Annotated in this window: 12 protein-coding genes; 7 read left to right on the forward strand and 5 right to left on the reverse strand. The window is 68.5% G+C overall.

The annotated features are described in order from the left end of the window. Nucleotides 1–395 (reverse strand): ATP-dependent DNA ligase (locus ACWEVS_RS45410; RefSeq protein WP_452557361.1); only part of this gene is annotated, 395 nt, incomplete at its 3' end. A 42-nt stretch (nt 396–437) separates the two neighbouring features. On the opposite strand from ACWEVS_RS45410, the gene ACWEVS_RS45415 reads away from it, so the two are divergent. From ACWEVS_RS45415 to ACWEVS_RS45435, 5 genes are all read left to right on the forward strand, one after another. Further along, nucleotides 438–959, forward strand: a complete 522-nt coding sequence (locus tag ACWEVS_RS45415; protein ID WP_452557363.1) for a dCTP deaminase — start codon at nt 438–440, stop codon at nt 957–959. A gap of 14 nt (nt 960–973) precedes the next feature. After that, nucleotides 974–1,894, forward strand: coding sequence for a dCTP deaminase (dcd, locus tag ACWEVS_RS45420; RefSeq protein ID WP_452557365.1), 921 nt, complete (start codon nt 974–976; stop codon nt 1,892–1,894). Between the two features lies 1 nt (nt 1,895). Continuing rightward, on the forward strand, nt 1,896–2,021 hold the full coding sequence (locus ACWEVS_RS45425) for a hypothetical protein (RefSeq protein ID WP_452557367.1): 126 nt from the start codon (nt 1,896–1,898) through the stop codon (nt 2,019–2,021). Next, on the forward strand, nt 2,021–2,500 hold the full coding sequence (locus ACWEVS_RS45430) for an NAD-dependent epimerase/dehydratase family protein (RefSeq protein ID WP_452557369.1): 480 nt from the start codon (nt 2,021–2,023) through the stop codon (nt 2,498–2,500). The genes ACWEVS_RS45425 and ACWEVS_RS45430 overlap by 1 nt, the downstream gene beginning before the upstream one ends. A gap of 168 nt (nt 2,501–2,668) precedes the next feature. Continuing rightward, on the forward strand, nt 2,669–3,901 hold the full coding sequence (locus ACWEVS_RS45435; RefSeq protein ID WP_452557371.1) for an MFS transporter: 1,233 nt from the start codon (nt 2,669–2,671) through the stop codon (nt 3,899–3,901). A gap of 705 nt (nt 3,902–4,606) precedes the next feature. Here ACWEVS_RS45435 and ACWEVS_RS45440 read toward each other — a convergent pair. Then, nucleotides 4,607–5,989 (reverse strand): pyridoxal phosphate-dependent decarboxylase family protein, encoded by a 1,383-nt coding sequence (locus ACWEVS_RS45440; protein ID WP_449931499.1) that lies wholly within the window; start codon nt 5,987–5,989, stop codon nt 4,607–4,609. A gap of 310 nt (nt 5,990–6,299) precedes the next feature. On the opposite strand from ACWEVS_RS45440, the gene ACWEVS_RS45445 reads away from it, so the two are divergent. Then, nucleotides 6,300–6,680 carry a hypothetical protein gene (locus ACWEVS_RS45445; RefSeq protein ID WP_449931497.1) on the forward strand — a complete coding sequence of 127 codons (381 nt, stop codon included), beginning with the start codon at nt 6,300–6,302 and terminating at the stop codon, nt 6,678–6,680. 186 nt (nt 6,681–6,866) lie between these two features. Here ACWEVS_RS45445 and ACWEVS_RS45450 read toward each other — a convergent pair whose 3' ends face one another. Together ACWEVS_RS45450 and ACWEVS_RS45455 are read right to left on the reverse strand one after the other, a co-directional pair. Further along, a complete protein-coding gene (locus tag ACWEVS_RS45450; protein ID WP_452557373.1) occupies nt 6,867–8,294 on the reverse strand; it encodes a S41 family peptidase in 1,428 nt (475 codons plus the stop codon). A 152-nt stretch (nt 8,295–8,446) separates the two neighbouring features. Next, nucleotides 8,447–8,647 carry a hypothetical protein gene (locus ACWEVS_RS45455; RefSeq protein ID WP_452557375.1) on the reverse strand — a complete coding sequence of 67 codons (201 nt, stop codon included), beginning with the start codon at nt 8,645–8,647 and terminating at the stop codon, nt 8,447–8,449. Nucleotides 8,648–8,853: 206 nt separating this feature from the next. On the opposite strand from ACWEVS_RS45455, the gene ACWEVS_RS45460 reads away from it, so the two are divergent. Further along, the gene (locus ACWEVS_RS45460) at nt 8,854–9,162 is read left to right on the forward strand and encodes a hypothetical protein (RefSeq protein WP_452557377.1); all 309 of its coding nucleotides are present in this window, start codon (nt 8,854–8,856) and stop codon (nt 9,160–9,162) included. 2 nt (nt 9,163–9,164) lie between these two features. Here ACWEVS_RS45460 and ACWEVS_RS45465 read toward each other — a convergent pair. After that, nucleotides 9,165–9,346 (reverse strand): transposase family protein (locus tag ACWEVS_RS45465; RefSeq protein WP_452557379.1); only part of this gene is annotated, 182 nt, incomplete at its 5' end.

Here is a 9,346-nt window from a genome sequence, read left to right on the forward strand (position 1 = left end):
GTGCCGACGTGCCCCACGTACTCCAGCCGCCCGCGCCCGTCGGGCACGCCGAGCAGCAGCGAGTCCGCCAGGCCGGCGTGGCGGCCGCCGCCGGCATGCCACCCGCCGATCACCACCTCCGCGGTCTGGTGGTGCTTGACCTTCACCCAGTCGGCCGAGCGGCGGCCCGGCCGGTACGGCGAGTCGACCCGCTTGGACACGACGCCCTCCAGGGCCAGTTGCAGGCTCGCCTCCAGCGCCGCCTGCGTGTGGCCGGTGAAGTAGACGGGCACCTGCCAGCGGGCGCCCGGCCGCACGATCTGCTCCAGCAGGGCCCGCCGCTCCAGGTACGGCAGGCGCGCCGCGCTGGCGGCGTTGATGTGCAGCAGGTCGAACAGCATCACCCTCACCGGCACCGCCCGCACCAGGTCGGCCACCGAACGCCTGGAGGTGAAGGCGTGATCCTGACGGGGCCGGCAATCACCGCCGAACACCGGCGCGGCCGGATCACCATCGACCCGTTCACCCCTGACCTGGTCAACCCCAACAGCGTCAATTACCGGCTCGGGCCCACCCTGCGGATGCACCGCAGCACGGTGATCGACCCGCTCGGCGATCATCCCACCGACGAGATCGTCATCCCCGCGAGTGGGATCGTGCTCTGGCCACGACGGGTCTATCTCGGCACCACGCTGGAACGGATCGGCAGCGATCACTACGTGCCCTCCCTGATCGGCCGCTCCTCGCTGGGCAGGCTGGGCGTGTTCCTGCAAGTGTCGGCTGATCTGGGCAATCTCGGCGCGACCCACCGCTGGACGCTGGAGATCGTGGTCGTCCAGCCCATCCGACTGTACGCATGGATGATCGTCGGCCAGGTGTCCTTCTGGGTACCCGACGGTGCCGTGCGCCCCTATGACGGCCACTTCGGCCGCTTCTCCACCGCCGTCACCTCGCCGCCGCGCCTGCTGGCGACCACCTGACCAAGGAGACTCCGATGATCTTGACTGGTGCGGAGATCGCCCGCCAGCACAAGCAGGGCCGGATCATGATCGACCCATTCACGCCCGACCAGGTCAACCCCAACAGCTACAACTTCCGGCTCGGGCCGACGATCAAGACCTACACCGGTCAGGTTTTGGACGTCGCCCGGCCCAACCCCGCTCGCGAGCTGACCATCGGCGAGGACGGCCTGGTGCTGCAGCCGGACCGCATCTACCTCGGGCACACGCTGGAGGTGATGGGCAGCGACCACTACGTCCCCATCATCCGGGCCCGCTCGTCCATCGCCCGGCTGGGCCTGTTCGTGCACGTCACCGCCGACCTGATCGACATCGGCTCGCACAACCAATGGACGCTGCAACTGCACGCCGTCCAACCCGTGCGCGTCTATCCAGGTCTGCCCATCGGTCAGGTGACCTTCTGGCAGGTGCGGTGCGACATCACCCTGTACGACGGCAAGTACCAAGGCGCGCGTGGCCCCCGCGAGTCGGAGATCTACCGCGACTTCCCTCGCCCGGCCGCTGCCCGCTCTACCGCACGCCGGAGCCGGCGCGTGAGCGCGGTGGCGGGCCGAGACCCGTCGCTCGAATGCGCCGATCCGGCCAGCCGCCGGGTGGTGGCCGCCGCTTTCGCACTGATCGCCTCCCGGTATGTGCTGGCCCGCCACCAGATAGGCGCCGCCATCCTCGACGCCGACGGCCGCCTTCATCTAGGCCTGCACCTGGATGCCATGGTGGGGCGCGCGGCCGTGTGCGCCGAGGCGGTCGCGCTCGGGACCGCCCGGATGGCCACCAGCGCGCCGCTCATCCTGGTGGCCGCCGTCCGGCATCCCAACCAAACCGGACGAGCAGAGCCCGGCCCGGCTGGTGCCTCCCTGCGGGCTGTGCCGAGAACTACTGCTGGACCACGCCCCTGATGTGGCCGCTGTCATCGGCGGCCCCGACGGCCCACGCCCCGCCGCGCTGGCCGAGCTGCTGCCGCACAAGTACGTCGGCAACAAGTGGACCCCCGCCCCCACCCATCGGAAAAGGACCTCTGCCTGATGCTCAGCCACCTGCCGGCACTCTCCGACACGCGCGTGCTCATCACCGGAGGCGCCGGTCTCATCGGCGCCGCCATCGCCGCCCAACTCCGCGCCCGGGGCGCGAGCGTGACTGTCCTGGACGACCTGTCCGGCTACGATCCCGAAACCTACGCCGTCCTCGGCCTCACCCGCGACGCGCCTGGCCTGATCGTGGGCGACATCAACGACCAGCCGCTGATCGACCGGCTCTGCCGGGGCAGCGACTTCATCATCCACGCCGCCGCCTACTCCACCGTGGCCGGCTGCCTACGCGATCCCGATGCCGCCTTCGCCGCCAACATCGCCGGAACCCACCACGTGCTCCAAGCCGCCGCCACATCGGGCACCGTGCAACGGCTGGTGTTCCTGTCCTCCGCCGGATCGGGAGAAAACCCACGCCACGATGTCGTCCGCTGTACGGTCGACCACTTCCCCGGCCGGCCCGGTCCCGGCAGATGATCTCGACTTCGGGGTGGCCTTCCAGCCAGGCGGCCAGCGTGGCGCTTTCGCGGTCCTCCAGCAGATCGATGACGGTGTTGCTGTCCAGGTCGACCAGCACGGTGCTGTACATCTGGCCGCGGCGTCGGGCGGATTTCGCAGAGCGCCAGCACCCCTAGAGTAGATCAGATGACCCCCGCCTTCCGTCGTTACGTCACCGCCGACGGCTTCAGCCAGTTCGGCACCCATGTCACGCGCGTGGCCCTCCCGCTGGTCGCGCTGCTGGTGCTGGACGCGGGCCCGTTAGAGCTGGGCCTGCTCAGCGCGGCCGGGATGATCGGTTTCCTCCTCTTCGGGCTGCCCGCCGGTGTGTGGGTGGACCGGTTGCGCAGGAAGCCCATCTTGGTGACGGCCGACGTGCTGCGCGCGGTCGCCCTGGCCTCCATCCCGATCGCGGCGCTGTTCGAGGCGCTCACGCTGGCGCAGCTCTACGCGGTCGCCGTGATCGTCAGCATCGGCACGGCCTTCTTCGACGTCGCCCACCTGAGCTTCCTGCCCTCCATCGTGACCAAGGAGCAGCTGCCCAAGGGCATGGGGACCCTGGAGTCCGTGCGCAGCCTCTCCGTGCTCTTCGGCCCGGGGCTCGGCGGCTGGCTCGTGCAGGTGCTCACGGCGCCCATCGCCATCGTGGTCGACGCGGTCAGCTACCTGATCTCCGCCACCCTCCTGGCGACCGTCAAGGCCGAGGAGACCCCCTCCGGGGGGCGTGTGAGCCTGATGGAGGGCCTGCGCTACGTGTTCGGCCACCGCATCCTGCGCCTGATCGGCCTCGTCGGCGCCATGAACATGTTCATCAGCGGCATCTGGGCCATCGTCCAGCCGTTGTACCTGGTCGACGAGTTGGGCGTGAGCGCCACGGCCTACGGCCTGATGATCTCAGGCGCGGGGGCCGGCGGCCTGCTCGGCGCGCTCCTCGCGCCGCGCGTGATCGCCCGCTTCGGTCACGGCCCCACGATGTACGGCGCAGCCGTCCTCATGCTGCCGCTCAACGTGCTCGTCGCCTTCACAGGACCAGGCTGGCGGCTCGCCCTCTTCCCGATCGGCATGGCGCTCATGTTCCTGGTCGGGGTCATGTACAACGTCGCCCAGGGCAGCTACCGCCAGGCGATCTGCCCTGACGCCCTGCGCGGCAGGATGAACGCCAGCCTCCGCTTCCTCATGTGGGGCTCGCTGCCGCTCGGCGGTGTCGTCGGCGGGCTGCTGGGCGAGGCGGTCACCGTTCACCAGCTCCTGTGGATCGCCTGCCTCGGCTCCGCGGCGGCCCACCTACCCTTCGTGCTGGCTCCCGCCGTACGAAAGCTCAAGATCACGGACGACGGCGGCCGTGTGGACGCCGACGCCAAGCAGGACAGCCGCGCGTAGGTCGTCGGGGGTGTCGACGTCGCTTCCAGACGGTCTTCCACTTCCACCTTCACGTCATCCCGCGCTATGCGGGGTGCCGGTAAGAAATGTGTCATGAGCCCCAAACGGCGTTGATCTTGCTGTGACTTGCCTGGTCGGCTGGGTGGTCATGAAATACCCCCCGATGCACATCGACGAGCTGGTCGAGCACTGGACGATCCTGGACGAAGAGCGCGACCTGATCGCCGGAAAGCGTGACGCCACGCGAATCGGCTTCGCGATCTTGCTGAAGTTCTACAGGGGGGGCAGACCAAGTAAGCCGGAAAGGGCTAATAGGGCTGGTCAGAGGCGATTGCCGAGGGCCTCGGTCCTGCTGATCAGAGGTCGCCCTTGGCCCGCTGATCCGAGCGAGACATGGGCGCGAACACCTCCGCAGCGAACGCCTCAAGACGTTGCCGCACAACCGAAAGCTCCTCAGGGGTCACTGAAGCATGAAACTACCCGGATCGCCCCGACAACCCCACGACACGCCGACCTAACAAAGCACTACTAGAAGCAGGGGTATCTCCGGCAGCGGTCACGCCAGCGATCCAAGTCCGGATCGCTGGGAGAGCAGGAAGGCGTGACCCTCAGCACCCGGTCGTGGCCTCCGGGATTTCGTCGCCGACCAGGGTGGCCATCACCGCGCGGTCAGTCCTGCCGGACATCCCCCAGGTTCGATGGCTTTCACGCCATGCGCGCCACCGCTTGCACGATCTCGTCCACGTCGGCACGCGTCGCGTGCGGGTTCAGCAAGGTGAGCTTCAGATGGACCCGGCCGGCCAGCTCAGTCCGTCCCACCAGGGCTATGCCTTCCCGCAGCAGCTTCCGCCGCAACTCGGCGTTCGCGTGGTCCGTGCCCTGGACACGAAAGACGACGGTGGTCAGCACGGGAGGCGCGATGAGTTCCAGTTTGGGATGTGAGCCGATACGTTCGGCCGCGTAGTGGGCGAGATCATGACAGTGGTCCACCATGGCGCCGAGGCCGCCACGGCCAAGCGCCCGCAGTGTTACCAGCATCTTGACGCAGTCCGGTCGTCTGGTGGTGCGCATCGAGGAGCCGAGCAGCCCCACATAGCCCGCGTCCTCGTCGTCTTCCGGGTTGAGGTAGGCGGCCCGCCGCTCAAGGGAGACAAGCGCCGCTCTCTCCCGAACCAGGAAGACCCCCGCCGCGGCCGGCACCCAGCCGAGCTTGTGCATGTCGATGGAGATCGAGTCCGCGGCGTCCAGCCCATCCAGCAACGGAGCTAGCCGGTCAGAGCACAGCGCCATGCCACCGTAGGCCGCATCCACGTGGATCCACGCGCCGTGGCGCCGGGCGAGGGCGGTCACCTGGCGGAGTGGGTCGATGCTGCCGAAGTCCGTGGTTCCTGCGGTGGCGACCACGGCGACAGGGATCCCGCCCTCCGCCTCGCACCGGTTGAGCTCGCTTTCCAGGCTGCGGACGCTCATCCGCTGCCGGGCGTCGACGGCGACCGGCCGTACCGCGCTCTCCCCAAGCCCGAGCAGGGCCGCGGCTCGCTGAACTGAAAAGTGCGCCAGCTCAGAGCAGAAGATCCGGGCGTCGCGCGCGGCGCTCACCGCCCCGTGCGAGCGGCCCAGCGCCTGGTCACGGGCGAGCATGAGCCCCATGAGGTTGGACTCGCTGCCGCCGGTGGTCACCGTCCCCGACGCCCGCCCGTCGTAACCGGCCAGCTCCGCCAGCGCGCCGATGAGCTCCCGTTCCAGAGTGACGGCGGCCGGCGCCTGATCCCAGGAGTCCAGCGAGGGATTGAGCATCGACACCGCCCAGTCGGCGGCGACGGCCACGGGGAGCGGAGGGCAGTGCAGGTGGGCGGCGCACCGGGGATCCGCAGGGTCGGCAGCGCCGTACGCGAGAATGCGGATGATCATATCCAGCGCCTCCGACGCACCCGTGCCGACCTGGGGCAGCGGCTCCCCGAGCGTCTGCTTTACCCACCGCGCCAGTCCATCAGGCTCACCGGCGGGAACCGGGCCGCCGCGTTCGGCAGTGCCCTTCGCCAGGGCCTCCAGCACGTGGCCGATGAGAATCCGCATCGAGTCAGTCATCTTTTAACGGTGAGCCATAAACGCGGCCACGAGGATGGCGGACCGAACGAAGAACTCTTTTCAGATTGTCGCATCGGCCAACACCTGGGCCTGCTGGGCGGGGCCGTGAACATCCTCCTGGAGGCCATCCCTAGGCTGTCGGCCGCGAAGAGCCCGCTGGCACAAGTCGCGGGAGCCGGCATCCTCGACGTCCACGACCTGCACTATCACCTCCGGCTCCCTGTCATGTCCGCTCATGTCGTGTTGGTGGCGGCCCCGGCCGACGGCGCCTTCGGCCCAACTTCTGCGGTGTCGCCTTCCACCCTTGGCGATGGCCGATGGCATCGAAGAACCGCGACTTCGGTATCGGCCACCGGCGCTCAATCCTTGGCCAAGATCGCAGACGAGCCGCGGAACAGGGCAGGAGCTAGCCGCCGGCCTTTACCTCATCGATGGCGGTCCGCGGATCGGACGTCAGGGCGGTGACGAGGGCCTGGCCGCCGCCCAGGCCCGCAGGCAGCGCCTGGGTCGGCCGCCGACGATGACCGACGAGCAGATCCGGCACGCCCGCGACCTGCGCACCCGGCCGGCGAACACCTTGTCCTCCATCGCCCGGCTGCTCGGGCCTGATGGCTTCTCCCGAACGGGCCCAGGCTTTGAAATCCTTGCGCCCGACGAGCGAGGTCTCCCGCCGGCAGACGGCAACTGGTAGCGGCTTCGGCTCGAGGAGGAGGGTGAGGTCGCCTCACCCTCCTCTCACACCACCGGACATGCGGGCCTGCATCCGGCGGTTCGTCAAGCCGTGGTTCTGAGCCTGCGCCATGTGTTCTGAAGACCCGGCAAGCCCCCATTCCCCCGTCTTATGGCCGGGTATGCCCAAGCGGTCAAGCCTTGTCGCCTACCGGCCCGGTGGGGCGGTCAGCGGCCCGGTGTCTGTGAGCCGGGCGCGGGCCTCCTCCATGGCCGAGTCGCGCCCGCCGCCGAGCTCTTCGTCGGTGAAGACCGGCGTGCGGATGTGGGGCGGGAGGCCGGCGCCTTCGAAGGTCCGCCCGGCGGGGGTGCGGTAGTCCTCGTTGGACAGCCCGAACTGCCAGCCGTTGGGCAGCCGCCGGCCCAGGATGTCGGAGAAGGCGCCCTGTGTCTCGCCACCGATCCTGATCGGCTCGGGCTTGCGGTCCATGAGCGCCATGGTGAAGGTCTCGCCGGCGCTGACGGTCATGTCGCTGGTCAGAACGGCGACGGGACCGTCGTAGATCGGGGCGCGGGCCGGCCGGACCGTGACCGTCTTCGGCGGGGTGAAGCGGTCCGGGTCGCCGGGGTGGTTGCGGGCCCGTTTCGTGTAGGCGGTGTAGGAGCGGTGGGTCAGACGGGAGGCGATCCGCAGCCCGAGATCGTCATATCCGCCCGTGTTATAGCGCACGTCGATGATGAGCCCGCGCAGGTCGCGTGTGCGCGACCGGGTGAACACGGCGTCAAGCGCCCGATCCAGCTCGGCCCGCTCTTCGGCCAGCGTGCCCTTCTCGCCGGCGTACCCGCCGAAGCCCGTGACCCGCAGATAGCCTAGCCCGCCGGGCAGGTCGGCGTAGCCCAGCTCCCCGTTCCCCCAGGTGCGCATCGGGACACTCAGGTACGCGGCCATGGCCTTGTCGATCCTGGGCCTCAGGTCATCGCCCACTGGCAACCGCGTGCCGGGGCGCCTGCCGATGAAGAAGTGCCGCTCGTCCCAGCCGAGACTGGTGTGGGCGTCTCCGAGCGGTTTGATCATGTCGCTCAGGATCTTGAACAGGCGCTCGTCGCTGGTGCGGGAGTTCACCTTCGGCCGGTAACGGTCTCGTGCCGCCCGCCAGTCGACCTCTTTGGCCGCGAAACTCAGGTAGTTCTCGTCGAAGGTCTTCCAGAAGACGTCGAAGGACGTCACGGGGTCCTTGGGCGTGGGGCGTGAGCAGCGCGGGGGCAGCGCGCGCAGCCGCATCAGGCCCTTGTCCGCCACATCGCCCACGTAGCGGGCTCGCGCGCGATCGCTGCCCTCGGCCCAGACGGTCAGCGCGGCCACGCTGCCGCCGCCGAATGTCACCGCCCCGTCGCGGGCCGTCCCGAGCTGCTTCATAGGGTCTCCGGTCGGCAGGCAGCTGATCTCCGTGATCTGGTACATCCGCAGGCGCCCGCCCTCGATCGACAGGACCATGCCGTAGCCGTCCGTCTTCCAGGCGCCGTCCAGCGCTCCGGGCGAGGCGGCGCCGGCGGGCCCCGCGAACGCCGTGGTGACCGTGGCCGCCAGCACGGCAGTCGCCGTCAGCGCCGCCGCCGTTCTCCTTGTGATCTTCATGGCCACGACGCTATTGACGGTGACGGCGCCAGGCATCGCCCTGTGGTGCGGTCTCGACCTCATGCCGAGGGCGTAGCTCGCCCGCTGAAAACAAGACTTTGTGGATACTCGATCTAAGACGTTCGTATAGGGAAGCCGTCTCGCAGGGATGCTCATCCAACGAGCGAATCCGCACGTTCAGCCAGGACGCTGTGAAGGCGACGGTCGGAGGAACACGCCGTGGGCAACGCGGTCAGCTCGGCCTGCTGCACCAGCATGAGCCGGAGGCGGCCATCGGGGCCACCTCCGAGGAGCACGTCATGTCCGGCGGCGTCGTCGATGACCACGAACGCGTGCTTTGACGCTTCGGCCATGGCGGCCGTCTACACCGGCTGTGATCCCAGTTAGAAACTGACAATCGACGTGGGAGGCCGGTGTGGTGCGCGCTGTCACTAGCGCAGCCGCACTCCGCGAGGCCCAGACCGTTTCGCTGATCACACCGCCGAGCCGGAGATTGCCGATGTGCGATAAGACCCCGACCCCGGCCGACAGAAGCAGATCTAAGATCGAACTGTTATGTGTGAACGACTCAGACGACCTTCGGCACGAACCAGAAGAGGGGGAGATGGTGGCGGTCACTTCTGTGCTCAGCCTCGATGGAGTGCCGGTCAGGGAACGATTCGACTTTTGGTGGCAGGCCGTGGCGCAGTCGGTGGTGTCAGTGGATGCCGCCAGTGACCAAGCGGAGAATTACTGGGCCGAAATGCACATGCTCGATCTGGGGATGGCTCAGCTCTCTCGGGTGCGATGTGTTTCTTTCGGCGCACGCCGCGGCATTGATCACATCCGCCGCTCCGACGTCGGCCTTTACCAGCTCTCACTGACGTGATCTCAGCGATTTGCTGATAGAGAGTCGTGCTCGAAATGGATGAGGACAAGCGCCGCGCGGGCGATGTCGCCGATTCGGCTGGGGCTGACGGTGATGTGCTGGAGGGTGCGCCAACGGCCTTTGAGCAGGGCGAACCCGCGCTCGCCGAGACAGCACATGGCTCCTAGGAGCCGGTTGTAGGTGC

It is taken from the genome of Nonomuraea sp. NPDC003754 (genome assembly GCF_053605785.1).